Consider the following 26,542-nt stretch of genomic DNA (forward strand, 5'->3'; position numbering starts at 1 on the left):
ATTAATGTGAATAGTTCTCATCTGATCTGCTTTGTAAAAATTCCGGTAATTCAGATTTCCAAAGGACATAAAGAACAGTTAAGTGAGCTGCACCGATGTTAAAGATGAACATTGCTCCAAATACAAGGTGACCTGCTCCAAAGTCAGAATACATATAGAGAATTAATGTTGTCCACATCAAGATAATAAGTGGTATTTGAAGAATGGCTAGCTTTTTATTTTCTTTCCATAAAAATAATGGTGTTGCGGTTCCTATTAATAAATAAGCGAAAAATACATCCATATCGATACGCTCCTTTACCATTGATATCGCTTACAAATCTGTGTCTAAAAAGATAAATTTTTGTGAAAGTTTTGTTACAATTACTATAACATACTTGCAACTTAGAAATAAAGAGAAAAGTGCATGGAGTGAAAAAGAATTTGGCATGTTAAGCAATAAGAATTGACGACAAGAATTTGTTTAGAGTATAAGTGAAGTTGGAGAGTAAAATAGTATATGCTAAATTCTTTAGGGGAATTCTGGATTTTTCTAAAAATTATGTCGTGATCTTTTACATAGCATGCACTTACACGTTTCCCTTTACGGGATAGACCAAACATGAAGTGCGCTTTGGAACAGAGCTTAAAAGAAAGGTGGTTTACATGAACTCAACTCAAGACATTTCAAGACGAAAGCTTCTAAGTATTGCAGGGTTAGGATGGATGTTTGATGCCATGGATGTTGGGATTCTTTCATTTATCATTGCTGCTTTGCAAAAAGATTGGAATTTAACTTCCTCTCAAATGGGATGGATTGGTAGTGTGAATTCAATTGGAATGGCAGTAGGTGCGTTAGTGTTTGGCTTGATGGCTGACAAGGTTGGCCGAAAGCAAGTATTTATTATTACCCTATTACTCTTCTCGGTAGGAAGTGGACTTTCTGCTTTTGTCACATCCTATGCGTTATTTCTGATTTTAAGGTTTTTTATTGGTGCTGGCTTAGGAGGAGAGCTTCCGGTTGCTTCTACTTTAGTGTCTGAAAGTGTTCCTGCCAATGAACGAGGGAAGGTTGTTGTGCTATTAGAAAGCTTTTGGGCTGGTGGCTGGCTTATCGCAGCACTTATATCTTATTTTGTTATCCCGTCATATGGTTGGCAGGCTGCGCTTTTACTAAGTGCTTTACCAGCATTTTATGCATTGTATTTAAGAATGAAACTCCCAGACTCTCCAAGATTTCAAGCGGTTGGTGTGACGAAGCAAAAGGAATCCTCGTTCACAAAGATTGCAAAGGTGTGGGCAAAGCCGTATGTGAAGCAAACAACAATGCTTTGGATTCTATGGTTTTGTGTAGTGTTTTCCTATTATGGAATGTTCCTATGGCTTCCAAGTGTAATGGTGATAAAGGGATTTAGTTTAATTAAGAGTTTTCAATATGTACTTATTATGACGATTGCTCAATTGCCTGGATATTTTGCTGCTGCCTATTTAATCGAACGTGCTGGGCGAAAATTTGTTTTAATTACATTTTTAATTGGGACAGCCCTTAGCGCATATTTCTTCGGAAATGCTGATACTCTCCCGCTTTTACTAACATCAGGTATCTTTTTATCATTCTTTAACCTTGGGGCATGGGGGGCGCTTTATGCCTACACACCAGAGCATTATCCAACAGAGGTGCGCGGTACAGGAGCAGGACTAGCTGCATCATTTGGAAGAGTCGGCGGTATCCTAGGACCGTTAGTTGTCGGCTATTTAGTTGCCGCTGAATATTCCATTAATACAATATTCCTTATTTTTGCGATTTCGATTATTGTTGGAGCGTTAGCTGTGCTGCTTCTTGGTGAGGAAACAAAGCAGAAAGAATTAGTGTAAGGTGAAACTTCCAACAGTGGGATAAACTATCCCGAGCAGATGAGTATGTGGTAATTGGGAAAAAGAGTTATCCTTTTTAATAATAGAAAAAGGAGGCGACTAGTTTGAATGATGTAATTAAAACAATCTTAAATCATCGTTCCATTCGTAAATTTGAAGATAAAGCATTATCAGATGAACAAATTAAGGTAATTGTTCAAAGTGCCCAGGCAGCTTCTACTTCCAGCTTTATTCAGGCTTATTCAATCATTGGTGTAAAGGATAAGGAGAAAAAGCTGAAATTAGCAGAGCTGGCTGGAGGGCAAAATTATGTTGCAGAAAACGGGCATTTCTTTGTATTTTGTGCGGACCTTCATCGTCACGAGTTAATCGCTGATCAATATAACCAGGATGCTAGTGAAATCCTTGAGAGTACGGAAAAGTTTATGGTTGCTGTCATTGATGCAGCACTTGCTGCACAAAACGCTGTGCTTGCAGCTGAATCAATGGGGCTTGGTGCGGTGTATATTGGAGGATTAAGGAACCAATTACCTGAAGTGTCCAGCCTATTGAAAACTCCATCACATGTTCTTCCTCTTTTCGGTGTGGCTATAGGATATCCGGCACAGCATCCGGATCAAAAGCAAAGGCTGCCGTTTGAACATATTTATCATGAAGACGAGTATCAAGGTGATCAAACGAAATATTTAGCCCAGCTAAAAGAATATGATCAACAAATTTCCAGCTACTATGAACAGCGAACAAATGGCCAAAGAAAAGATACATGGACAGGTCAAATGGCCGGCTTATTATCAAGACCAACAAGAATGTATATGAAAGAGTTTGTAGAGAAAAAAGGTTTTAATAAGAGATAGACAATAGAAATGGTCAGATGCTTTTTTGCATCTGGCTTTTTCTTATTCAATGAGTCCTGTAATTTCCAAATATAGTATAATGAGCTAGTAATAGTGTGATCGTTTTGTTGCATAGGATAGAACAGAAAGGAGCTGATAAAGGTTGGAGAAACAGCGTGTTGTCATATCCTTTACGATCATAAGTCTGCTTTTATTAATAGGTTCAATTACTTTTCAAACTTTTTATGAGAGAGATCCATATCGTTATTATACAGGGTTAGGACAAAATATTGATGTAGCTCCAGATGATTCGAGTGTTGCTTTTTCTTATTTTTTAGACGGCCGAGAAGCCATTTATATAGCAAATTTGGATGGATCTGAAGTTAATAGAATTAGCGAAATGACAGAGGGGAGATCCCATTCACCAAATTTTTCACCTGATGGAAAACAGCTGCTATTTTTAACTGAAGATGATCACGGAATTCAAACAATTTCAGTCATGAATCATGATGGGAGTGAGGCAAAGCAGCTGAAAACAGAGGGTCTTCATGTGATAGATGCCGTTTTTGAACCTGACAATGAGACCATTTACTTTATCGCTATGCTGGCATCTGAGGTAGGGAAGGCAGAGGGTGAAACAAGAGAAGCCTATGACCTTTTTCAGGTAGATCGTCAGAGTGGCCAAGTTGTTCAACTTACGGATAAGGATCATTTTTCGATGAATGATCTTTCCATCTCGGCTGATGGAGAAATATTGTACTATAGTTTATTTGATCGTAAAGAACAGCCTGTTGCTTTTTCCCTAGCGGAGAAGACGGAGACACCAGTTGTACAAGCAAATGAGGAGATGTATTCTTCTGTGCTATCTGAGGATGGAACATTAGTAGCTTATACAGCAGTGTCTGAAGAATCAAAGAATAGCAGTTTATTTACATATGAGTTATATGTGAAAAATATAGAAAATACAAAAACAGATCAATTAACAGATCTTCACACACATGTACAATCACCAGTCTTTTTCCATAAAACAGATAAAATTGCCTTTCTTCAGTACCAAAACTGGCCCGAAGTACCGGAACAAAACCAATTGATGACCGTTTCACTTTCGGGTGATGATGAGCCTGAGACGGTAGAGCTTGACCTTCCTGCATCAAGTGAAAATAATTTTATCCCAGTAACAATTGAGTTTCTGTTAAGTGAAAAGGCAATCGCTGTTTACTATGTTCTCTTTTTTGTTGGATTGATTTTGATTGCCCAGCGAAAATCTGGAAAGGTTTATTTGCCTTCATTTGTTAGTCTTGGGCTGTCGATTCTCTTTTTTGTTGGCAGCTTTGTCATTGGAGCTTTAACAAATCCTTGGTACGGCATTTGGTTAGCGATGGTGGCGATTACGATGTTTATTTGTTCCTTGTTCCTCGTTTTGCTTTCGTTTATCTTACAAAGGTTTAGTAGAAGGTCCTAGAGTAATTTCTTTAGGATCTTTTGTTATTTCTACAAGCTGTTTATGAATAGGTTTAAGTGAAGTGTTTATCCAAGGCAGGGAGGGCCATACATGTATCCATATCCTGTTTACCCGTATTATGGGAAAAAGCAAAAGACAAAGGTCCAGCCAATTGTATTTCCGCCCCAGCATCAAAATCGCCATCCTGGTTTTGAATATGAAATGAATCCTCCTCCAATATCTGAGTGGGAGGGCTATAGAGGAAGTGGAAAGTTAAAAAATAAAGTAGCCATTATAACCGGTGGAGATAGCGGGATTGGAAGAGCAGTTGCCTATGCTTTTGCAAAAGAGGGAGGGGCAGTTGTCATTCCTTACTATAATGAGCATCAGGATGCCCAGACAACAAAGCGCAGAATTGAAGAGCTGAGTGGAAAATGCTTATTATTCTCCGGAGATCTTGCCCAAGAGAAAACGTCTTATGAGGTTGTAAGTTTAGCGATTCAAGCATTCGGCCGATTGGACATCATTGTTAATAATCATGCAGTTCAATTTGTGCAAAAAAGTATTTTGGATATCTCGGCTCAGCAGCTAGAAAGAACGTTTAAAACGAATATTTTTGCCTTTTTTTATATGGTCAAAGCAGGCTTGCCTTATTTAGAAAAAGGAAGTTCAATTATCAATACAACATCTATTACTTCATATGAAGGAAACAAAACGTTAATTGATTATTCAGCAACAAAAGGAGCAATCACAACGTTTACAAGATCATTAGCTTTGTCTCTTGTGGATAAAGGAATAAGAGTAAATGGTGTGGCTCCTGGACCGATTTGGACACCGCTTATACCATCAAGCTTTTCAGCAGAAAATGTTTCAACATTTGGTGCTGACACTGAAATGAAAAGACCTGGCCAACCTTTTGAATTGGCGCCTGCATATGTATATCTGGCATCAGATGATTCACGATATGTAACAGGACAGGTCCTTCATGTAAATGGCGGACAGTTCCGAACATCGTGATAGAGGAAATACAACTTTAGAACGATAAAAAGTGCCTGTGAATAACCTGTGTATAGTGGGTATAAGTCCTATATATATTGTGGCGAACGCATGTACCCACACAAAATGTGGATAGTAATTGTGGATATGTTGATAACTTTTGTGGATAAATTGTTCTTAACTGGGGAATAAGCTGTTAATATCTAAATTTTTATGATATAAAAGCAGTTATATCAACATTCTTAAAATGAAAGCGGAGTTATCCACAATTGAAAAATAAAATTTGAAATAATGATGGGATTAAATCTAAGAGAAGGTCTTATCATTTTTATCCTACTCTTAATGGGCAGTAAGACCCCCACCTCAAGCTTCCCGAGTTTACTAAGAGGGTAGGTGGGAGATAACTGCCCGTATAGGTCCGATTGGTTCAACTAACCATCAGTGGGGGACGAAGCAAACCCCCATTGGTGGAAGTTTCACTTAACTTGTATGAACGGTGTCCTTTTGACAAACCATAAGTAGTACCTACTAAAAAGGACGTGTCATAATGTCAGAACATACATATGAATGCATGATAGTTGGAGCAGGCATAGCTGGTTTGCAGGCAGCCATTCAGTTAGGCAGATATATGCATAAGGTATTAGTCATTGATAATGAGGATGGAAGGTCAAACCTATGCAGAGGCTACCATAATATTCTAGGTTGGCCTGAAGGTGTAAGTGGTGAAACCCTAAGGAGTCTGGGCAGGAAGCAAGCATCAAAATATGGAATTGAATTTACAAACGATTTTGTTATAGATGCTATGAAAACCGATGGTCGAATATCAGTGAAAACAAAAGCAGGTAGGACATATGAATCAACTACCCTCTTGTTATCCACAGGAATTAAAGATCGAATTCCTTCAATTAAAAATATTACTCCATGTTTAGGAGTCTCTATTTATGTATGTCCAGATTGTGATGGCTATGAAGTCAAAGATCAGCATGTCCTTCTTTTAGGCTCTGGAAAAACAGGTGCCAATTTGGCGTTAACCTTAACTTATTGGACAGATAAAATAACGTTTATTAATCATGATGGAGAAGTTGAGCAGTCAATGTTAGATAAGCTAAAGCAAAAGAACATAGCTGTTATTAATGAAGAAATTGAAGCGATTGTTACTGAAAATGAATCAGATTTTAAAGGGGTAAGATTAAAAAATGGTCAAACTGTTCAAGGAGATAAAGGATTTATTGGGTTTGGCGGAAATGCCGTTCATTCAGAGCTGGCAAAGCAATTAGGTGTTGAGAGACTTGAAAATAAGCATGTCCTTGTTGATCCAAGAACAAAGGAAACAAATATTACAAATGTGTGGGCAGCAGGTGATCTTATCGCCCACTCTGAGCAAGTCACCATCGCAATGGCAGACGGATGCCAGGCGGCAATATGGATCCATAAGCGGCTGCTGAAAAATAAACAGTAAAATCTGTGTTTTCCTTCCTTATGATGTTTTGTATCATAGAAAGAGTAGGAATCAATAAGGGAGAGGCTGGATTTGAAAAAAGAAATTGAAGAATTGTACGATGAAGTGTATGAAAAACTGGCTGAGTATCATCAAAAGTCTTTTGACTATACACAAAAGCTTTCAGAGTACCCAATCACCCAACGTGAAGAAGTGACAGAGAAGCTAGAAAGAATCGAATTTGCCTTACAAGCCGCTAAAGATATTTTAGAAAATATCATGACACCCGGAACAAAGATGACCATCATGCATCAAAAAGGGACTATTCAAATAGATCTGGATCAAAAATAAAGGAAAGAGACGGGGGGCACTCGTCTCTTTTCACATGTTTGAAGACCGAATGGCTGTAATCAGATGCTAGCTGTCAAAGCTGACAGAACTGATTTTTGCAAGTTTGGACGTTTTTTTGCAAGCTTTCAATTTTTTTTTTGCAAAATATCATTTATGTTTGCAAATTACTCAATAATTTTTGCAAACAACAATTTCCGCCTCGCTCACCTGGTTACTATGTTCTTTCTTGCCTAATTTGACCAGGGGACTTCCCAGTAAGCTTGCGTGTAATTTTGTTTAAGTAGTTCGCATTTTTATAACCTACTAGTTGAGCGATTTCATCAACCGTATATTTCGTATGCTGCAAAAGCTCGATTGCTTTTTGCAAGCGGATATTTGTTAAATATTGAATAGGGGTTGTTCCAGTTTCTTGTTTAAATAATCTTGTAAAATGATACTTTGATAATTTTGAAGCCTCAGCCATTTCTTCTGCTCCAATATCATCCTGATAATAGTTTTTGGCGAACAAGACAGCGCTAATGATTCCTTCTGACCAATCCTCCATGAATTGATCAATGTTTGCTAAGGATAAAGACAATTCCATTAGAAATTGATAGGCAATGCTTGAGCCATGATAGGCATTTGTTATTTTTTTCTCGATTGAATCATCATAAATTTGCTTAAGAAGCTTTATAAGATCTGATTCCGGATGAAATCGGACAACCTGATTGTCTGATTTTTTTACCTGCTCCCAGCAACGCTTTGCCTCGTTGCCGTACAGGGTTAAATAGAGAAATTCCCATTTTGTTGAGTAATCAGGTAAATAATATTGATAATTGCTAGGGCTGCTGACGATAAAAGCGTGGCCTGCCTTTAATTGATGAACCTTTCCATCAATATTGATCTCGCCATGTCCTGATAAGGTATATTGAAAGATATATTTATCTTGATCCTTTCTTTCTGTTCCACTCCAGGAATAAATAGAAGAATCCTGTTCATCCCAACCAACAGACCAAACTTGAGCTACTTGGTTTACATGAGGCTCATTAAACCGGAACACGATCGCTCCTTTTTTCTTCTCCATAGCAAAAAAATCCCCCTTTCTTACCCTTTTTAATTGAGATGAGCAAAAAAAGACTTAAGTAACTATCACAAATAGTATTAATTATGGTTATATTCATTGTATTTAAAAGATGAATCTAAGCAAATTAGTGCTAATTAATAAATTAATTTTACCATTGTTCGCTGAAAAAATGGAACTTACAATAAAGATAACGCTATCACAAACTAAAAAGCGATATGAAGGGTGATTTCCATGACAGAAAAATTACTAGAACAGTTTAAGCAAATATTTAAGACAGATCAGTCTGTGCGCGCTTTTTTTGCTCCAGGCCGAGTTAATTTAATAGGAGAACATACTGATTATAATGGAGGACATGTGTTTCCATGTGCGTTGACATTTGGAACTTACGCATTAGTGGGACCAAGAAATGATCAGACGATTCGTATGTATTCAATGAACTTTCCAGATGTAGGAGTTATTGAATTATCCGTTAAGGATCAGCTGGAGCTTCAAAAGGAACATGACTGGGCGAACTACCCTAAAGGTGTAATAAAAGAATTCATTGATCGAGGAGTTCAGCTGGAAACAGGATTTGATGTACTATTCTACGGTAATATTCCAAATGGTGCAGGGTTATCCTCTTCAGCATCTATTGAACTTGTCACAGCAGTTGCTTTACAATCAATGTTGGAAACACCGTTCAGTCGTGTAGATCTTGTTAAGATGAGTCAGCATGCAGAAAACGAATTTATTGGGGTAAGCTGCGGCATTATGGACCAATTTGCGATTGGGATGGGAAAAGAAGACCATGCTATTTTGTTAAATTGTCAAACACTGGATTATCAATACAGCCCAATTGTCCTTGAGAATGCGTCACTTGTCATTGCCAATACAAATAAACGCAGAACACTTGCAGACTCGAAATACAATGAAAGACGCTCTGAATGTGAACGTGCTCTATTACAATTACAAAGGGAATTATCGATTCAATCTCTTGGGGATCTAACACCAGAACAATTTGAGAACCACCGTCATTTGATTGGAAATGAAATTGATCAAAAACGTGCAAAGCACGCCGTTTATGAAAATGCTAGAACACTTTTAGCAGTTGAAAAGCTGCAACAAGGTGATATTAAAAGCTTTGGTCAGTTAATGTGTGATTCCCATACATCTTTAAGAGATGATTATGAGGTTACCGGATTTGAGCTTGATACTTTAGTTGAAGCGGCTCTTAGCCAGGATGGTGTGATTGGTTCAAGAATGACAGGTGCAGGCTTTGGAGGCTGTACGGTATCAATTGTGGAAAATGATAAAATCGATGAATTTATTGAAGAAGTAGGCAGGCTCTATAACGAAAAAACAGGGTTAACAGCTGATTTTTATGTAGCCAATGTTGGTGATGGAGCAAAAGAAATTAACATGAACTAATTGGAGGATGAAAAGATGGCAGTATTAGTGTGCGGTGGAGCAGGATATATTGGTAGTCACGCAGTTTCAGAGTTACTTGATCGAAATGAAGAGGTAGTGGTGGTTGATAATCTTCAAAAAGGGCATCTTCCGGCTGTTTTAGAAGGAGCAAAATTTTATAACGGTGACTTACGTGATGAAGCTTTCTTAAAGAGTGTATTTCAAGAGAATGAAATTGAAGCAGTCATCCACTTTGCTGCTGATTCACTGGTTGGCGAGAGTGTTGAAAAGCCGCTGCAATACTATGAAAACAATGTGTACGGAACAATGTGCCTTTTAAAGGTCATGACAGAATTTGATGTAAAGAAAATTGTCTTTTCATCAACAGCTGCAACCTACGGGGAAGCAGAAAATATTCCAATCGTTGAAACAGATCCTACTGTTCCAACAAATCCTTATGGGGAAACAAAGCTGGCAGTTGAAAAAATGCTCAAGTGGAGTGAACAAGCATACGGATTAAAATATGTTGTTCTTCGTTACTTTAACGTTGCAGGTGCTCATATGGAAGGAAAGCTTGGAGAAGACCATGATCCTGAAACACACTTAATTCCAATCATTTTACAAGTCGCTTTAGGTGATCGTGAGAAAATTATGATCTTTGGTGATGACTATCAAACAGAAGATGGAACATGTATTAGAGATTATATTCATGTAACAGATTTAGCGGACGCCCATATTTTAGCGATCGAAAAGCTGCGCAGAGAAAATACGAGTGCTACGTATAATCTTGGAAATGGAAACGGCTTTTCTGTGAAAGAAGTAATTGAAACAGCACGGAAAGTGACAGGCCATCCAATTCCTGCAGAGGTTGCACCTCGTCGTGCCGGAGATCCAGCTGTATTAATTGCTTCCTCAGAAAAAGCGATCAATGAGCTTGGATGGAAGCCAAAATATGCTGATCTTCACACAATGATTGAAAGTGCTTGGAACTGGTTCCAAAAGCACCCGAAAGGCTATCAAAAATAAATTTCTTGTACTATCAGAAAGTATAAAAAATTTATGGATGATAGTATAAGAAAAACTAAGGCTTGGCGACAAGCCAAGTTTTTCTAAAAAAGACGGAGGGTGTATACCATGTCTATTCATATTGTTATAGAAATAGAAAGATTGCTTCAATTTGCTTTGAAAAAAGAAATTATCACAATATGGGACGTAGATTTAGCTCGTAATAGGATCCTTGAGGTGTTACAGCTTTCAGATGTGAAGGCTGTCGCGGTGGAAGATGAAACGTTAGATTCTCCGGTGTCCATTTTAGAAAATATGTTGGATTGGGCTGTTGAACAACAACTTATCAAAGAAAACACCGTTACCTACCGCGATTTATTTGATACAAAAATAATGGGGTGTCTTGTTCCATCACAAGGTGAGATTATTCGCCGGTTTGATGAGCTTGTCTTCAGTCAAAGCCCAAAACAAGCAACAGAGTGGTTTTATCAATTCTCACAAGATGTTCATTATATTCGTACAGACCGGATTGCTAAAAATGAAAAGTGGCTTGTCGAGACTGAATACGGCGATTTGCAAATGACAATCAATTTATCAAAGCCTGAAAAGGATCCGGTTGCGATTGCAGCAGCAAAAAATATGCAAAAAAGTGAATATCCTTCTTGCTTACTATGTAAGGAAAATGTGGGGTATGCAGGTCGTTTAGATCATCCGGCAAGACAAAATCACCGTATCATTCCCGTTACACTGGATGAAGAGCAGTGGTTCCTGCAGTTCTCACCATATGTGTATTACAATGAGCATGCGATTGTCTTTGCGGGTGAACATAAGCCGATGAAAATCTCTAGGGAAACATTCAAAAAGCTGTTGCATTTTGTTGAGCAGTATCCGCACTATTTCCTTGGATCAAATGCAGATTTACCGATCGTTGGCGGTTCCATTTTAAGTCATGACCATTTCCAAGGCGGACACCATACCTTCCCGATGGAAGTAGCAGAAAAGATGTATTCATTTTCTGTAAATAAATATTCTTCGATTGATTTTGCGATTGTGAAATGGCCAATGTCTGTGCTGCGTCTTCAAGGACCTGATCAAACAGGCCTAATGGAAGCAGCAGCTGATATTTTACAGGAATGGAAGAACTATAGCGATGAAACTGTAGATATACATGCGTTTTCCGGTGAAACACCACATAATACGATCACACCGATTGCAAGAAGAAGGGGAGACCTTTTTGAGCTTGATTTGGTATTAAGAAATAACCGAACAAGTGAAGAGCATCCTTTTGGTATTTTCCACCCTCATCAAGAAGTTCATCATATTAAAAAAGAAAATATCGGCTTAATCGAGGTTATGGGATTGGCCGTATTGCCGGGAAGATTGCTAGATGAGCTGAAAAAACTAGCCTCATTCCTTGTTGAAGCTGATGGATTAACCAAGATTGAAAATGATGAGGAATTAAACAAGCATTTTGAATGGGCAAAACAACTAAGGAACAAGTACTCTGATTTAAAAGCAGATAATGTCTACTCCGTTCTATTGCAAGAAGTAGGACATGTTTTTGCAACGATTTTAGAGCATGCTGGAGTATTCAAGCAGGATGAAGCTGGACAACAAGCATTTCAACGTTTTGTTCAACAATTACAAGTTTCTTTAAAATAAATATCAATTTTCTAGTATAAGATGACGCAATTGTGTCAATGATGCTAGTAATCCCCCCCTAATTTTTATATATGTATGTTGCCTCCTTACTTGTAAGGAGGTATTTTTTTGTACTATCGGTAATCTTGAATTGAAAGGGACAGTTATGGCAGACTGTCCCTTTTAATAATTTATTGAGCAACAATGACGACTTTGCCTTCATCTAGCTCTTCTTCTAATTCCGATGCTTTGTTTTGTGACAATCCTAGTGAGGTCATTCTTGTTCTAAGGTTTTCTCCTCGCGATTGAAACAGGTTTGCTATTTTATCAATCATTCCTTCTTCTTTTAGGCCAATATGACGAGTGTCCGTTTGATCGGTTAAATGCTTAGAGCGGGAAGAATCATGTGCAAATAAATAGATCTGATCTTTACTATACCCTTGTCCTTCAAGCTCCTGGATGATTTGAGTAGCTTGTACACCATTTTCTACGACATAAGTTTTCAAGTTGATCATCTCCTTTGCAAGATTAATAAACTTGTACCCCCTCTCATTGGAAATAAAACATTTTAGGAAAATAAGTTGTTTGTAGAAAGTCGTTTTAACTATAAAAGGCAGTAAGGTCTTTGTTAAAATAAAAGAATATAAAATAAAGGCTGTTTTCTTAAATCTTGTTGCTATGTAACATGTATTGTGATGGTTGATTTGCGCTCCAGGATGCTCGCTTTCCGTGGGGCGGGCGGTGAGCCTCCTCGGCGTAAACGCCTGTGGGGTCTCACCTGTCCCGCTGCTCCCACAGGAGTCTCGCACCTTCCGCTCCAATCAACCTAATTAGTTTTTGCTTAAAGAACAACAGTCTTTTTAAAAAGAGCCAAAACAAAAGGTGATCAAGATGAAAATATCCATTGTGATTGTTACATATAACAGATTAGATGAATTAGCAGAGCTTCTTGAATCCATTTCTCTTCAAACAGAGGCACCCTATGAAATCATTATTGTGAATGATGGGGGAGTGAGTGTTGAGCCAGTCGTCAACCTTTATAAGGAGCTACCAATTAAATTGATTGAGTTACAGGAGAATGTGAAGCATGTTCAGGCGAGAAATATTGGGGTTAGTCATGTAACAGGGGATTATATTATGCTTTGTGATGATGATGATCTCATTTCCATAAAACATATAGAATATGCAAAAGAAGCGTTATGTGATGCAGACTTTGTTTATTTTGACGCGGAGATCGTGACATTTGATAAAGTGGAGAAAACTCGTATCCCTGTGAAAAGACGAACATTTGCCTATCATTATGACGAACAAGGGATGAGAAAGTTTTCAACCTATGTTCCATCAGGCAGTGTGTATAATAAGGAATTACATGATAAAATCGGAATGTTTGATCCAGAGGTGCATAACTATTGGGATTGGGATTTTATTTTACGAGCAACCAAGGTTTGTCAGGTGAAAAGAGTGCCAGTTGCTAGTGTGATTTATGCTTTTGCAGAGAGCGGGAGCAACCAATCTGCAAGCTTAAATGAAAAGCGAAAGCAATTTTTAGACAGGTTATGTGAAAAACATCATTTAGGTTCATTACCACAGAAGAACTTTTTCGTTTTGTTAGAAGAGCCGGAGATGAAAGAACGAGAGGCTGAAACAACGATTGTATGGGATGGACAACCACTTCATACCCGTTACAGTAAACGGGAGGTGACATCAAATGAATATAAAGATTGAACAGTCATGGAAAGAATTGTTAAATGGCGAATTCCAAAAGGAATATTTTATAAAACTTACAGACTTCTTGGATGAGGAATATAAACACCAAACCATTTTTCCTAAGCGTGACGATATTTTTCGTGCTTTAAATGAAACATCCTATGATCATGTGAAGGCTGTCATCATTGGGCAAGACCCCTATCATGGAGAAGGCCAAGCACAAGGTTTAAGCTTTTCTGTTCAACCAAAGGAAAAGCTTCCTCCTTCTTTACGAAATATCTTTACAGAGCTTTGTGATGATATGAAATGTGACAAACCAGAAAATGGCTCTTTACTAAAATGGTCAAAGCAAGGGGTTTTGTTGTTAAACACGGTATTAACAGTAAGGAAAGGTCAGCCTAATTCCCATAAAGGAAAAGGGTGGGAAATCTTAACGGATGAAATCATCCAAGTGCTAAATAACCGTGAAAAGCCGATTGTATTTATATTATGGGGGAAGCACGCCGGGCAAAAAAAACAATTGATTACCTCGTCAAGGCATCTGATCATTGAGTCGGCCCATCCAAGTCCATTTTCAGCGAGAAAGGGATTTTTTGGAAGCAGGCCTTTTTCTAAAACAAATGAGTTTTTGAAGCAACAAGGCTTAGGTGAAATTGACTGGACCTTAAATGAGGGAGTATAAATGATGAAAGAAACGCCAATAAATTGCGTAAAGTGCAAGCATTTTTATGTTACATGGGATACGAGGTTTCCAAATGGATGCAGGGCTTACGGATTTAAATCTGCTAGTAGGCCGGCAATGATGGTAAAGAAATCATCGGGAATGGCCTGCTTAAAATATGAACAAAAGTCTTTAAAGGCATAGGTGGAGGAATAAGCATGGATATACCAATATCAAAGCTTCTTAATAAAATGGAAGCGGAATTAACAAAAGCGAAAAACAGTCAAACAGACAAAGAAAGAAGAGAACGAATTGTTGTGATTCAATCTTTATGTGAATTGATCTTAGACGAAAAATCATCACAGGTACAACCTATAACATCTCCTTCTCCAAGCTCAATCAATCCTGCTGAGCTTCAAAAAATGATGGGGAATATGTCAACGGTTGTTAAAAATCCATCAAATTCTCCCTCTTTAAAAGAAGATGATGCAAACGGTGACTCATTATTTGATTTTTAATTCCCATTAACCATTAAAACTCTCCAAAGAAATCCATCATAATCTAACCTAATCGGGACACAATGATAAGTAAATTATTTGAGTGGAGGTTAGAGAAATGGTATATGATGAATTTTTAAATGGTGGAATAGGAATTGGGAGATTCACGATGGGGGCTTATGATGATTTTTCCTCAACAAAGCTGTCGCATGATCGGTATGATGTATATGTAAATCAGGATTATGTTGGTCAGAAGTACTTATTATCAGCACAGGAGTCTGTTCATGATATTGATGATTTCTTGAAAAATGAAGGAATTACGAAATTTCAATCGGTAGCAGATGGAGATCATTATCATATAAGAGCGTTAGAAAATGAACATAAAGTTGCAGATATCCTTAAGGTGTATTTGCAAAACCGATAAGAGCCTTACCCGGCTCTTTTTTTAATAGATACGAAAACTCCATTATTTAGTCAAGAATTTAAAGTTGAAATTAAGTAATAGTAAGGTAAGATGAGAGAGGAGGTGTATTTTGATGAAACTTTTTCTTATTTTAGGTGCAATTAATGGTTTTTTAGCAGTGGCATTAGGAGCCTTTGGTGCTCATGGATTAGAAGGGAAAATTCCTGAGAAATACTTAAAAACATGGCAAACAGGTGTGACGTATCAAATGTTTCATGCTGGGGGTTTGTTTGTTGTTGCCTTTTTAGTGGATAAGTTTACAAATATTGGAGTGTTCACAACAGCTGGTTGGTTTTTTCTAGTTGGTATCATCTTGTTCTCTGGAAGCTTATATGTGCTTAGTGTGACACAAATTAGTGTTTTAGGAGCTATTACTCCACTAGGCGGCTTAGCTTTTTTAGGCGGATGGCTATTGGTAGGATATGCGGCAATTCGTTATTTATAAAAAGATATACATAATGTCCAAAAGCCGATCCTGTAGGATCGGCTTTTGGAAAAGGTAAAAAAGATAAAATCTTGGATTAGTCGCTCTAGGAGAAATCGGCCCTAGGGTCTACTCCTACTTGCCTTATTCTTTTCTTAGTTAACTTATTATCTTGGCTGATAGGTAGCAAGTGCAAATTGTGGATCATAGTTGAGCTCTTCATCAAATGTTACATAATCCAAGTAAACCATTAATAATAAGTACCGCATGCCTGTTTGTGGATCGCTTAAGATGAGATGATCTCTTCCTGCTGCTTCAATTACACCCTTAAAAATTTTGGCATTCCACTCACGATTGTTTTCAAAAGTCATATAAACTGTTGCAACTTTACCTCGATTTAACCGTAAAATATTTTCAACATAAGACTGTTCTAATGGCAGCATTCCTGGAATGTTTTGTGCTACTCCTTGTTGCTGCTGTTGAGGAAATTGAGGTGCTTGAACACCTTGAACGCCTGGTTGACCGTATTGACCAGGATAGGCATATGTAGGATAAGGTTGTTGAAAGCCTGCTCCTTGTTGTATGCCTTGCACACCTGGTGTTGGGTATCCATAAGGTTGCTGTTGGGTTTTGTTCGATGCCAAAATGACCCCTCCTTAAAAATTTCATAAACATTAAGACAGTTGGATTAAATCAGGAGATAAAAACAATGTGCCTTATATCTTCTTGCGCCCATTGCTTGAACCATTGCTGGAAACAGAAGCAAGATGATGACATTTCATAATTCAATCTTTGCTCATTCATAGGTATGTAAAAGAAAAACAACTTATGACTTATCCATAAAAAATAAACGCAGGGGGAAAAAATCATGCCTCACGTTTCCTTAGAAAAAATCTCGAAAGAAACACTTCACATCGCATTAGATATTGTGAATTCAAATAAAATATATAATTGGCTTGAAAATGGAAGAGAAATTCGCACCTTGAAAGAGATAGAAGAAGAATTTTTAAATCCTATGACGGAAAGCTTTTTGGTGCAAGCTAAGAATGAGTATGTCGGTGTTTTAGATTATTTAGCTGAAAATCCGAAAGATCATTATCCATGGCTGGGATTACTCATGATTCATCAGGCATACCATGGAAAGGGATACGGAAGGGCTGCCTACTCTCTTTTTGAAAAAGAAGCAAAAATAGCCGGGATGCAGATCGTACGTTTAGGTGTATTAACCGAAAATAAACCTGCAAAAGCTTTTTGGGAGTCACTGGGGTATAAACGGTATGAAACAAAGCCTTATAAAGAGGGGAAAAAAATAGACTGTTATGAAAAGGTGATAAAAGAAAAACAGACTTCAATATGACGTGCATACATGAGTCTGTTTTTCATTCCTGATCTTTAGTTTACATGAAAGAAGTTATCAAGTTTTGAAGAATCTAAAAGATTTCCTACAAAGAAAGAACCGAACTCCCCATATCTTGCACTAACTTCATCAAATCTCATTTCATAAACCAGCTTCTTAAATTGAAGGACATCATCAGAGAAAAGAGTCACTCCCCACTCATAATCGTCAAATCCAACAGAACCTGTAATGATTTGTTTTACTTTTCCTGCATACGAACGACCGATCAGACCATGACTTCTCATCATATCGCGGCGTTCTTCCATTGAAAGCATGTACCAGTTATCATTGCCTTGACGTCTTTTATCCATTGGATAGAAGCAAGCATATTTTGACTGAGGAAGTTTTGGATAAAGTCTAGCGCGAACATGTGGGTTTTGATAAGGATCTTCATTGCTTTCACCAGCTAGGTAGTTGCTTAGCTCAACAACTGAAACATAAGAATACGCTGGGATTGTAAATTCCGCTAGCTTTGTTTTGTTAAACTCTAGCTCAATTTCATTAAGCTCTTCCATTGTTGGACGCAAGATCATCATCATAAAATCTGCTTTTTGACCAACAATTGAATAGATGGCATGACTACCTTCTTCAGCATTCTCAGTCACATTCCACTTCTCAAGTAGGCCTAAAAATTCATTTATGGCTGCTTGTCTTTCATCATTTGATAAGAGCTTCCAAGAAGACCAGTCGATAGAACGGAAATCATGCAGACAATACCAGCCATCTAATGTTTGTGCTGCTTCACTCATATATATTCACTCCTAAAATGTTAATCGTTATGTACACACTTTTACTATATCATAGTTTGCCCATGAACCTTGTGAATAAAACTTGAACTTCATAGTGAGTAAAAAGAATGGATCTGTGAGAAACTTAAAAAGCATCTTAAAATCCTAGTGAATTGAGTTTGATTTTTTTGAAATTAAAGAAAATAGGGATGTAAGCGTTATAGCGTAACAGAACAGTTTGAAAACAGAAATAAGTGGAGTATCCTAGATAGGGTAGTATTTTTTTTACATAATCAAGGAGGTTTTTTTGTGTCAGATTTATTTGCAACATTAAAGGAAAAAGTGAGCGGTCAACAAATTAAAATCGTCTTTCCTGAAGGATTAGATGAACGTATTTTAACGGCTGTAAACCGTTTATCAGGCGAAGGTATCCTGCAACCGATCTTAGTTGGTAATCAGCAAGAAATTACGAACAAGGCAACAGAACTAAACTTAACATTAGACGGTGTCGAAATTTACGATCCGCAAAACTATCCAGAAATGGACGAGTTAGTTGCTGCTTTTGTTGAAAGACGAAAAGGAAAAGCAACAGAAGAGGATGCACGAAAAATTTTATTAGACGAAAACTACTTTGGAACAATGCTTGTTCACCTTGGAAAAGCTCATGGGCTTGTAAGTGGTGCAGCACATTCAACAGCTGATACAGTTCGTCCGGCCCTTCAAATTATTAAAACAAAAGAAGGCATTAAAAAGACTTCAGGTGTATTCATCATGGTTCGCGGCGATGAGAAGTATGTATTCGCTGACTGTGCGATCAACATTGCTCCAGATAGCCAGGATCTAGCGGAAATTGCCATTGCAAGTGCTCAAACAGCTCGCATGTTTGACATTGACCCGCGTGTTGCAATGCTAAGCTTCTCAACAAAGGGCTCTGCAAAATCTCCTGAAACAGAAAAAGTAGCAAACGCAGTTGAAATTGCGAAAGAACTTGACTCAAGCGTTGTTCTAGACGGTGAATTCCAATTTGACGCTGCCTTCGTACCATCTGTAGCAGAGAAAAAAGCTCCAGACTCAGTTATTAAAGGTGATGCGAACGTATTTGTTTTCCCAAGCCTTGAAGCTGGAAACATCGGCTATAAAATTGCTCAACGCCTAGGTAATTTTGAAGCAGTAGGACCAATCCTGCAAGGACTAAACAAACCAGTAAATGATCTATCCCGCGGATGTAATGCAGAGGATGTTTATAAATTAGCTTTGATTACAGCTGCACAAGCTTAATTTCATAATAGTAGAAAGGGAACTGGCTTTGTGTCAGTTCTTTTTTTATGAGGTACTTTTAAAAAGGCTTTTTTCTAAGAGGTTGTTGATTTAAATAAATCCTTTGTACAAAAATTATTTCGGTTGATTTGAGCGGAAGGTGCGAGACTCCTGTGGGAGTAGCGGGACAGGTGAGATCCCACAGGCGCTGTGCGCCGAGGAAGCTCACCGCCCGCCCCACGGAAAGCGAGCATCCTGGAGCTCAAATCAACCATTCTCAAGCACCTATTACACAACCCTTTTTTCATTGACAAAAAGGATTTGTCTGTCAAGTTTATGAGGTAATCAAATAAACTAAAGAGGAAGGTTCATACAATATAGCGAATAGTAGTATACAAGAGTTATATACAAAGATATGAGGTGAAAACATGGAAATCAAACCAATGTACATTAACGGTAAATGGCATCAAACAGAAACCACAATTGATGTGGAAAACCCAGCGACAAATGAGGTTATCGCAAAGAGTGCCTATGGCGGAAAGCAAGAAGCGGAAATGGCAGTTGAAGCCGCATTTGAAGCTTTTTCAAGCTGGTCAAAGCTTGTGGCTGGTGAGCGGGCTGGCTATCTCAAAAAATGGTACCAATTAATTGATGAGCATAAAGAGGAAATTGCAAGAATCATGACAAAGGAACAAGGTAAGCCTTTGAAGGAAGCAATCGGGGAAGTTCAATATGCTAATAGTTTTATTGAATGGTATGCAGAAGAAGGAAAGCGTGTATACGGTGAAACCATACCGAGTTCACACCCAAATAAAAGATTATTTGTGAGAAAGCAGCCGGTGGGCGTTATGGCGGCTATTACTCCATGGAATTTCCCTGCTGCGATGATCACACGAAAGGTAGCGCCTGCATTAGCAGCTGGCTGTACAGCTGTCATAAAACCGGCTGAACAAACTCCATTAACTGCGATTAGACTGATAGAACTAGCACATGAAGCAGGCATTCCAAAGGGGGTGCTTAATTTAGTGATCGGTGATGCACAGGAAATTGGGGAGGTCTGGTTAAAGGATGATCGTGTACGCAAAATCTCATTTACAGGCTCAACAGAAGTTGGGAAGCTATTAATGAGAGGGGCTGCAGACACCGTTAAAAAGATTTCCTTAGAGCTAGGAGGTCATGCTCCACTTATTGTACTAGAGGATGCTGATCTAGATCAGGCTGTTGAAGGGGTTATTAGTTCCAAATTCCGAAACGCTGGTCAGACATGTGTTTGTACGAACAGAGTATATGTCCAGCAATCGATTTATGAGCCTTTCATGAGTAAGCTAAAGGATGCTTTTCAAAAGCTTTACGTTGGCGATGGCTTCCATGAACAAACGACGATTGGTCCATTAATTGATAGAGACGCACTAAATAAAGTGAAAAGTCATTTAGAGGATGCAACAAATAAGGGTGGTGAAATCTTATCACTTGGACAATCCTTTCATCGTGAGAAGGGCTACTTTATGACACCTGTTATTGTTGGTCAGGCTAGTGATGAAATGCTTTGTATGACAGAGGAAACGTTTGGCCCTGTTGCACCTGTAACGACATTTGATACGATTGATGAAGCGGTTAGACGAGCAAATCAATCTCCATATGGCTTAGCTGCATATGTATTTACGCAAAATATTTCCAAAGGTATTCGGGTAGTAGAGGACCTGGAATATGGAATTGTTGGGTTAAATGATGGGTTACCTTCTGTTGCTCAGGCACCATTCGGCGGTTTTAAACAAAGTGGACTGGGGCGTGAGGGCGGTCATTATGGGATTGAGGAGTATCTGGAAGTCAAATATATTTCTTTGGGACTTTAAGAGGTTCCTATTTGATAGGTTTTGTGCCTAATAAGGCTGAAAGTGATATAATTGAGGATAGTAAAAGTTAAGGGAGTATACAGTATGAACCTATTACAGCCATCCTCATTAATCAACCAACCAAAATGGAGAATGATGGATCAATCAAGCCTAGGGCCGCAGTTTGACGCTAAGCATTCCTTTGCTATAGATGATACTCTATGTGCTAGTGTAGGGAAAAATGAATCACCTGCAACGGCTCGAACTTGGGTCCACCATCAAACAATAGTCTTAGGTATACAGGATACAAAACTACCATTCTTAGAGGATGGTGTTCAGTTTCTTAACGATCAGGGCTATCAAGTTATCGTTCGAAATTCCGGCGGGCTAGCGGTTGTGTTAGATAAGGATGTACTAAACATTTCACTCATTTTTCCGGAGTCTGAAAAGGGAATTGATATAGACCGTGGTTACGATGCGATGCTGGATTTAATCAAGCATATGCTAAAAGATTATGGAGCAAATATAGAAGCGAGAGAAATCGTCGGCTCATACTGCCCAGGCAGTTATGATTTAAGTATAAATGGAAAGAAGTTTGCTGGAATCTCACAACGGAGACTTCGTGGTGGAGTCGCTGTTCAAATCTATCTTTGTGTAACAGGTAGCGGAGAAAAGCGGGCAGATCTTATTCGCCAATTTTACGAGATTTCACTTAAAAAGGAACAAACGAAATTTGTCTTTCCAACAATCAAGCCTGAGACGATGTCATCTCTGAGTGACTTGCTTGGTGTTGACCTTACAGTTGAAAAGCTTTTATATCAACTGCTTGTGACATTAAAAGAGCATAGTCAAGAACTAATTCCTTCCTCATTAACCGTTGAAGAACAACTGTTATTTCAGAAAAATATGGAAAGAATGCATGACCGAAATGAAAAAGTATTTTCAAAAAGGAGCTAGCCTGTTGATTACTCGGTTAACTCCTTTTCTGTTTGGGTAAGTTTTTCCAGAATTCTTCTTTTTCGGTATAACATAATACCGACTTCTGACAAATCATTGATCATCGAGCGATTTGTGATAGCCCCAAATAAAATTCCTGCAATCGGAACCATTTGCAGAAGCTTTTTCCACCCAAATTGATCACGGTACGTATACACAACCTCACGCCATCCTTGTAGCTGTGAAATCATTTCGTTATTCGTTATTTCCTGCCTTTTATAAAATGCAGATAACTCATTTAAGATCGCCTGTTTTCCGACAATATCTGCTGAAGAAAACTGTAAACACTTTACAATGAAAATGCGTTCCTCCCGATCTTTTGGATCATATCCATATGTAATGGCGATTTCTTGCAAAGTTTTGAGAGAAAGGCCTAATAAGACAGGTATATCAATGGCAAGAGTGAATACACCGCCAACACCTGTCGTCGCACCTTGGATAGTTGCTAGATTCCCTCGATTTGCTTTTAAATTCTTGCTTACCTCGTCCATTGCAGAGAGAGGCAGGTTAGGTATATCTTCTAGTGTCAATTGATGTTGATTTGATTGTTTTTGGAGCCTTTTTAAAACCAATTTTTCTTGTGTTAAATATTGACCACCCGTCTGGACAAATTGCCCAAGCTCATCTAAAAGGATCCCGATCTTCTTTTGAATAAATGCTGGTGTGATTTTATCTAATAGTTTAAATGGGAGTCGTCCAATTCGCTCCCAAAACCATATTCCCTTTTGATCTTGTTCCCATTTTTCAATTGTTTTTAGTTCGGCTAATAGCCAGTCTTTGTTTTCCATGAGCAAACCAACCTTTTTGTTTGAAATTGGTGTTTTCGTAAACCTTTGTTGCCTTGCAAAAAGTGTAGATGATGGTTGATTTCCGCTACAGGATGCTCGCTTTCCGTGGGGCGGGAGGTGAGCTTCCTCGGCGTCAACGCCTGCGGGATCCGGGATCTCACCTGTCCCGCTGCTCCCGTGTCTTGCTGCAGCGCCTAGCCCCTCGAGGTCATAAGCCACTCTTGAATTGAAGACAAATGACGCCTTCTATTCAAGAGCGTCTTTTGCTTGTCGGGGCTGACCAAGGCGCTTCCGCATTTCTAAACAGGAGTCTCGCAACTTCCGCTCCAATCAACCAAAACAGTTATCTTCTCAAGACATCATTTAAAAACAAGCCTAAAAATATTACGATATATCTTATACGTGGGATATTGCTTAATAGTTTCAAAAAAATGAAAAGGTGTACCATGATTAGGCACACCTTCTAGTTATTATTCTGCCATTTTTTCTAAGTTTCCATTGCGGTCCATTTTAAATGTTGTTGGTGCTGTGCGATCTTCTTCATCAAATAACACGAGCTTTCGAGCTCGGTTCATGATTTTCATTAATGTTTCATAGTCTTCTTGAACCGTTACGGTATCTTGTTCTAGTTTTTCAACCTTTTTCTTAAGTTCTTCATTTTGAGCAGAAAGGTCTTGGTTTTCTTTTTTCAATCGTTTGTTTTCACTAAGTAATGCTTCAGTTTGTAGATTATTTGTTTTATAAGACTGCAAGAATGCAATAACGTGATCCATTGTTAGCTTGTTATTCATACTTGTTGATTGTATTGTTTGTTGATTTTCTTTTGGCTGGGCAACTGGTGTAGTCGCAGCTTGCTTGCTGAATGGTGTTTTTACATCTTCATCAGCTGGCATGACTTCTGCCATATGATTCTCTAAAGCTGACAACATCGTTTGTTCCTCATGGGCATCAAAATCCTCAATATCAATGGAAGGTGTTTCAGGTGTATAAAGAAGCTGTTTCTTTACAGGCTGACCTTTGCCTAAAGCTCTCATTCTTTGTTTGCGTTGTTTTTTTGCAAGCTGCAGGGCTTTTTCATAATCATGTCGAACAACTGCATTCCAGCGGAAGCCGCAAGCAGCAGATGTGCGATTCAACTTATCTCCTACTTCTTCAAAAGCATTTAATTGAGTACTGCCTTCTCTTACATGACGTAAAACGGTTTCAGCTAGTAATAAATCATTCTCTTCAGACCATGCGTCTTGTCTTTGTTTCATTTTTTCCAACTCCCTATATAAATAGATTATTTACACTTAACTGTTACTAAGCATGGACAAATTGAGCATGTTTTATACAAGTTTCTTAAGAGGATAGTAGATTTTTTCTAAAAAGATGGGAAAATACTTAAAATCTACCGATAAAGTGAAACTTCCAGGATAAATGAGATATGGTAAATCAACCCTTTGAAGGAAGTGAAAAATTTTTGTCCTTTGTATACCGTTACTTGCATAGAGGGAAGAATAGCGGTAAAATACCTTTTAGTGAAAAAACGGTAGTATTTTGTAAGTATAGAACTATTAAAATGCTTGAACTTTAGATAAGCGCACGACATCTCCGAAGCACAGGATGTGCAAGTGCAGCCGTGGAGATTGACGTCGCGCATTTAGACTGCCAGCGCCTATCAAACTTCAGATCATCTCCCTACGATAAGTCAACATCGGTTCGCTTTGCTTACCGTGTTTCCTTTATCTTTAGTCGATGCTCCTCCAGTTTGTACGGCGATGAACAAGGCTCAGAAAGGATTGGAAAATCGATGGCAAATGAATTTCGTATTTGTGATGATTGCCAAGCAACAAATATAAAAACACTTGTACCTAAGTTAAAAAAGATAGATTCAGAAGCTAAGATAGATATTGCCTGCCAATCTTATTGTGGTCCAGGAAGAAAAAAATCATTCGCTTTTGTTAATAATCGTCCATTATCTGCACCTTCAGAAGATGAACTAATTGAAAAGATCGTTCAGAAATTATCAAAATAACATCACCTTTGTGTTTGAAAGCATTGGTGATTTTTTTATTTTGGAAGAGGTAGGACTTGGACACTTGGTACATGGATAGGTGTCTAGCTACGAAGCACAGGATGTGCAAGTGCAATCGTGGAGATTGACGTCACGCAATTAGATTGCCAGCGCTAAAGCAGAAGTGAACTTCACCCTCCTCTTTACGATAAGTCAACATCGAAGCTCGTGCACTTCGTGTTTCCTTTTCCCGACTAATAGGAAAGAAAATTGACTGCACGTAAAAGTCGAGTCGGATAAGTCTCGCTTTATCTTAAACAGAGGGATCCAGTTCATACGTCGCTGAACGGGCGCTTGCGCTTTGCTGATGTCGAATGATTTCTCAGAATTTGGGTGTTATTGTCGATTGGAAGCCGATATAATAGATGTGGTAGGAAATATTTGTAGTAAGTTACTAAGTAGAACGGATGTGGAAGACAATGATAAGTGGAAAGTTGTCTGAAGAAAAGGTTTTTAAAGATCCCGTTCACCGATATATACATGTACGTGATAAAGTCATTTGGGATCTCATTGGGACGAAAGAATTCCAGCGATTAAGAAGAATACGCCAATTAGGAACGACGTATTTAACATTTCATGGTGCTGAGCACAGCAGGTTCAATCATTCACTTGGTGTGTATGAAATTGTCCGACGTATTGTGGACGATGTGTTCAAGGGGCGTCCTGAATGGGATGATGAGGAGAGGTTGCTATGCCTTTGTGCGGCATTGCTTCATGATTTAGGTCATGGTCCATTCTCACATTCATTTGAAAAGGTATTTCACCTTGATCATGAAGATTTTACTCAAGAAATTATCCTGGGAGATACAGAGGTTAACAAGGTGTTAACATCGGTAGAAAAGGATTTTCCGAAGAAGGTAGCAGAAGTTATAGCCAAAACCTATGAAAATAAACAGGTTGTAAGTTTAATATCTAGTCAGATTGATGCTGACCGCATGGATTACCTGCAGCGTGATGCTTATTATACAGGTGTTAGCTATGGTCACTTTGATATGGAACGGATTTTAAGAGTGATGCGTCCCCGAGAAGAGCAGGTTGTCATTAAAAGCAGTGGCATGCATGCGGTCGAGGATTATATCATGAGCCGTTACCAAATGTACTGGCAGGTTTATTTTCACCCAGTCACACGGAGTGCAGAAGTGATTTTAACGAAAATACTCCATCGTGCAAAACAGCTGCATCAAGAGTTTTATTCCTTCAAACATGATCCTATTCATTTTTATTCCTTATTTGAAGAAGAACTGACTCTGCAAGACTATTTAAAATTAGATGAGTCTGTCATTATGTTTTATTTTCAGTCCTGGCAGGAGGAAGAGGATCCGATCCTACGTGATTTATGTATTCGTTTTATGAATCGGCAACTATTTAAATATGTGGAATTTAATCCAAATGTTCAGATGAAGACATTGATGGAATTAACAACATTATTTAAAAAGGCTGGAATTGATCCGGATTACTATCTTGTCGTAGATTCCTCTTCAGATCTTCCATATGATTTTTATCGTCCTGGTGAAGAAGAAGAGCGTTTGCCGATTCATCTATTAATGTCCAACGGTGATCTGCGAGAATTGTCACGAGAATCCGAGATTGTTGATGCCATTTCCGGAAAAAGAAGAACAGATCACAAATTGTATTTTCCTTTGGATTTAATTGAGGATTTTTCAACAAAACGTACGGCGAAAAAGAAAATCCTCGAATTACTAAATATAACCAAATAAACATTGGCTTT

General features: G+C 38.3%; 28 protein-coding genes. 21 read left to right on the plus strand and 7 right to left on the minus strand.

What is annotated here, in order from left to right; translation table 11 throughout:
* Position 1: 1 nt before the first annotated feature.
* The gene (locus tag AC4GZ8_RS16920) at positions 2 to 283 is read right to left on the minus strand and encodes a spore morphogenesis/germination protein YwcE (protein ID WP_491083071.1); all 282 of its coding nucleotides are present in this window, start codon (positions 281 to 283) and stop codon (positions 2 to 4) included.
* 362 nt (positions 284 to 645) lie between these two features.
* On the opposite strand from AC4GZ8_RS16920, the gene AC4GZ8_RS16925 reads away from it, so the two are divergent.
* The 6 genes from AC4GZ8_RS16925 to AC4GZ8_RS16950 all read left to right on the plus strand — a co-directional run bounded on the left by AC4GZ8_RS16925 (position 646) and on the right by AC4GZ8_RS16950 (position 6,913).
* Complete coding sequence (locus tag AC4GZ8_RS16925) at positions 646 to 1,854, plus strand: MFS transporter (RefSeq protein ID WP_491083072.1); 1,209 nt, start codon at positions 646 to 648, stop codon at positions 1,852 to 1,854.
* A 104-nt stretch (positions 1,855 to 1,958) separates the two neighbouring features.
* Positions 1,959 to 2,708 carry an oxygen-insensitive NADPH nitroreductase gene (nfsA, locus tag AC4GZ8_RS16930; RefSeq protein WP_491083073.1) on the plus strand — a complete coding sequence of 250 codons (750 nt, stop codon included), beginning with the start codon at positions 1,959 to 1,961 and terminating at the stop codon, positions 2,706 to 2,708.
* A gap of 142 nt (positions 2,709 to 2,850) precedes the next feature.
* Entirely contained in the window at positions 2,851 to 4,149 is a 1,299-nt protein-coding gene (locus tag AC4GZ8_RS16935) for a TolB family protein (protein WP_491083074.1), read from the plus strand.
* Between the two features lie 90 nt (positions 4,150 to 4,239).
* On the plus strand, positions 4,240 to 5,145 hold the full coding sequence (locus AC4GZ8_RS16940; protein ID WP_491083075.1) for an SDR family oxidoreductase: 906 nt from the start codon (positions 4,240 to 4,242) through the stop codon (positions 5,143 to 5,145).
* Between the two features lie 526 nt (positions 5,146 to 5,671).
* Positions 5,672 to 6,583, plus strand: a complete 912-nt coding sequence (locus AC4GZ8_RS16945; protein ID WP_491083076.1) for an NAD(P)/FAD-dependent oxidoreductase — start codon at positions 5,672 to 5,674, stop codon at positions 6,581 to 6,583.
* A gap of 72 nt (positions 6,584 to 6,655) precedes the next feature.
* Positions 6,656 to 6,913, plus strand: a complete 258-nt coding sequence (locus tag AC4GZ8_RS16950) for a hypothetical protein (protein ID WP_491083077.1) — start codon at positions 6,656 to 6,658, stop codon at positions 6,911 to 6,913.
* Positions 6,914 to 7,127: 214 nt separating this feature from the next.
* Here AC4GZ8_RS16950 and AC4GZ8_RS16955 read toward each other — a convergent pair whose 3' ends face one another.
* Positions 7,128 to 7,976 (minus strand): AraC family transcriptional regulator, encoded by an 849-nt coding sequence (locus AC4GZ8_RS16955; RefSeq protein ID WP_491083078.1) that lies wholly within the window; start codon positions 7,974 to 7,976, stop codon positions 7,128 to 7,130.
* Positions 7,977 to 8,207: 231 nt separating this feature from the next.
* Between AC4GZ8_RS16955 and AC4GZ8_RS16960 the strand changes: the two genes are divergently transcribed.
* From AC4GZ8_RS16960 to galT, 3 genes are all read left to right on the plus strand, one after another.
* The gene (locus AC4GZ8_RS16960; RefSeq protein ID WP_491083079.1) at positions 8,208 to 9,383 is read left to right on the plus strand and encodes a galactokinase; all 1,176 of its coding nucleotides are present in this window, start codon (positions 8,208 to 8,210) and stop codon (positions 9,381 to 9,383) included.
* Between the two features lie 15 nt (positions 9,384 to 9,398).
* Positions 9,399 to 10,388 (plus strand): UDP-glucose 4-epimerase GalE, encoded by a 990-nt coding sequence (galE, locus tag AC4GZ8_RS16965; RefSeq protein WP_491083080.1) that lies wholly within the window; start codon positions 9,399 to 9,401, stop codon positions 10,386 to 10,388.
* 108 nt (positions 10,389 to 10,496) lie between these two features.
* A complete protein-coding gene (galT, locus tag AC4GZ8_RS16970; RefSeq protein ID WP_491083081.1) occupies positions 10,497 to 12,029 on the plus strand; it encodes a UDP-glucose--hexose-1-phosphate uridylyltransferase in 1,533 nt (510 codons plus the stop codon).
* Between the two features lie 170 nt (positions 12,030 to 12,199).
* Here galT and AC4GZ8_RS16975 read toward each other — a convergent pair whose 3' ends face one another.
* Complete coding sequence (locus AC4GZ8_RS16975; RefSeq protein WP_491083082.1) at positions 12,200 to 12,523, minus strand: YflT domain-containing protein; 324 nt, start codon at positions 12,521 to 12,523, stop codon at positions 12,200 to 12,202.
* A gap of 376 nt (positions 12,524 to 12,899) precedes the next feature.
* On the opposite strand from AC4GZ8_RS16975, the gene AC4GZ8_RS16980 reads away from it, so the two are divergent.
* The 6 genes from AC4GZ8_RS16980 to AC4GZ8_RS17005 all read left to right on the plus strand — a co-directional run bounded on the left by AC4GZ8_RS16980 (position 12,900) and on the right by AC4GZ8_RS17005 (position 15,781).
* Complete coding sequence (locus AC4GZ8_RS16980) at positions 12,900 to 13,733, plus strand: glycosyltransferase family 2 protein (protein ID WP_491083083.1); 834 nt, start codon at positions 12,900 to 12,902, stop codon at positions 13,731 to 13,733.
* Positions 13,717 to 14,397, plus strand: coding sequence for a uracil-DNA glycosylase (locus tag AC4GZ8_RS16985; protein WP_491083084.1), 681 nt, complete (start codon positions 13,717 to 13,719; stop codon positions 14,395 to 14,397). The genes AC4GZ8_RS16980 and AC4GZ8_RS16985 overlap by 17 nt, the downstream gene beginning before the upstream one ends.
* A 3-nt stretch (positions 14,398 to 14,400) precedes the next feature.
* On the plus strand, positions 14,401 to 14,580 hold the full coding sequence (locus AC4GZ8_RS16990) for a uracil-DNA glycosylase (RefSeq protein WP_491083085.1): 180 nt from the start codon (positions 14,401 to 14,403) through the stop codon (positions 14,578 to 14,580).
* 14 nt (positions 14,581 to 14,594) lie between these two features.
* A complete protein-coding gene (locus tag AC4GZ8_RS16995) occupies positions 14,595 to 14,894 on the plus strand; it encodes a YwdI family protein (RefSeq protein ID WP_491083086.1) in 300 nt (99 codons plus the stop codon).
* Positions 14,895 to 14,991: 97 nt separating this feature from the next.
* Positions 14,992 to 15,297 carry a hypothetical protein gene (locus AC4GZ8_RS17000; RefSeq protein ID WP_491083087.1) on the plus strand — a complete coding sequence of 102 codons (306 nt, stop codon included), beginning with the start codon at positions 14,992 to 14,994 and terminating at the stop codon, positions 15,295 to 15,297.
* 112 nt (positions 15,298 to 15,409) lie between these two features.
* A complete protein-coding gene (locus AC4GZ8_RS17005) occupies positions 15,410 to 15,781 on the plus strand; it encodes a DUF423 domain-containing protein (protein WP_491083088.1) in 372 nt (123 codons plus the stop codon).
* 146 nt (positions 15,782 to 15,927) lie between these two features.
* Here AC4GZ8_RS17005 and gerQ read toward each other — a convergent pair whose 3' ends face one another.
* Entirely contained in the window at positions 15,928 to 16,353 is a 426-nt protein-coding gene (gerQ, locus tag AC4GZ8_RS17010; RefSeq protein ID WP_491083210.1) for a spore coat protein GerQ, read from the minus strand.
* Positions 16,354 to 16,628: 275 nt separating this feature from the next.
* On the opposite strand from gerQ, the gene AC4GZ8_RS17015 reads away from it, so the two are divergent.
* Positions 16,629 to 17,117, plus strand: a complete 489-nt coding sequence (locus AC4GZ8_RS17015) for a GNAT family N-acetyltransferase (RefSeq protein WP_491083089.1) — start codon at positions 16,629 to 16,631, stop codon at positions 17,115 to 17,117.
* Between the two features lie 35 nt (positions 17,118 to 17,152).
* Here the strand turns inward: AC4GZ8_RS17015 and hemQ are convergent, their stop codons facing one another.
* Positions 17,153 to 17,905, minus strand: coding sequence for a hydrogen peroxide-dependent heme synthase (hemQ, locus tag AC4GZ8_RS17020; protein ID WP_491083090.1), 753 nt, complete (start codon positions 17,903 to 17,905; stop codon positions 17,153 to 17,155).
* Between the two features lie 288 nt (positions 17,906 to 18,193).
* On the opposite strand from hemQ, the gene pta reads away from it, so the two are divergent.
* The 3 genes from pta (at position 18,194) to lipL (ending at position 21,930) form a co-directional block, all read left to right on the plus strand.
* The gene (gene pta, locus AC4GZ8_RS17025; RefSeq protein ID WP_491083091.1) at positions 18,194 to 19,162 is read left to right on the plus strand and encodes a phosphate acetyltransferase; all 969 of its coding nucleotides are present in this window, start codon (positions 18,194 to 18,196) and stop codon (positions 19,160 to 19,162) included.
* Positions 19,163 to 19,584: 422 nt separating this feature from the next.
* A complete protein-coding gene (locus tag AC4GZ8_RS17030; protein WP_491083211.1) occupies positions 19,585 to 20,994 on the plus strand; it encodes an NAD-dependent succinate-semialdehyde dehydrogenase in 1,410 nt (469 codons plus the stop codon).
* A gap of 84 nt (positions 20,995 to 21,078) precedes the next feature.
* On the plus strand, positions 21,079 to 21,930 hold the full coding sequence (lipL, locus tag AC4GZ8_RS17035; RefSeq protein ID WP_491083092.1) for an octanoyl-[GcvH]:protein N-octanoyltransferase: 852 nt from the start codon (positions 21,079 to 21,081) through the stop codon (positions 21,928 to 21,930).
* An 8-nt stretch (positions 21,931 to 21,938) separates the two neighbouring features.
* Here the strand turns inward: lipL and AC4GZ8_RS17040 are convergent, their stop codons facing one another.
* Positions 21,939 to 22,757, minus strand: coding sequence for an EcsC family protein (locus AC4GZ8_RS17040; RefSeq protein WP_491083093.1), 819 nt, complete (start codon positions 22,755 to 22,757; stop codon positions 21,939 to 21,941).
* Between the two features lie 470 nt (positions 22,758 to 23,227).
* A complete protein-coding gene (locus AC4GZ8_RS17045; protein WP_491083094.1) occupies positions 23,228 to 24,013 on the minus strand; it encodes an RsfA family transcriptional regulator in 786 nt (261 codons plus the stop codon).
* Positions 24,014 to 24,549: 536 nt separating this feature from the next.
* Here AC4GZ8_RS17045 and AC4GZ8_RS17050 point away from each other — a divergent pair.
* Complete coding sequence (locus tag AC4GZ8_RS17050; RefSeq protein WP_491083095.1) at positions 24,550 to 24,774, plus strand: YuzB family protein; 225 nt, start codon at positions 24,550 to 24,552, stop codon at positions 24,772 to 24,774.
* Positions 24,775 to 25,232: 458 nt separating this feature from the next.
* On the plus strand, positions 25,233 to 26,531 hold the full coding sequence (locus AC4GZ8_RS17055; RefSeq protein ID WP_491083096.1) for an HD domain-containing protein: 1,299 nt from the start codon (positions 25,233 to 25,235) through the stop codon (positions 26,529 to 26,531).
* The last annotated feature ends 11 nt before the right edge of the window (positions 26,532 to 26,542 follow it).

It is taken from the genome of Metabacillus sp. RB-C-LZQ-3-1 (assembly GCF_058315175.1).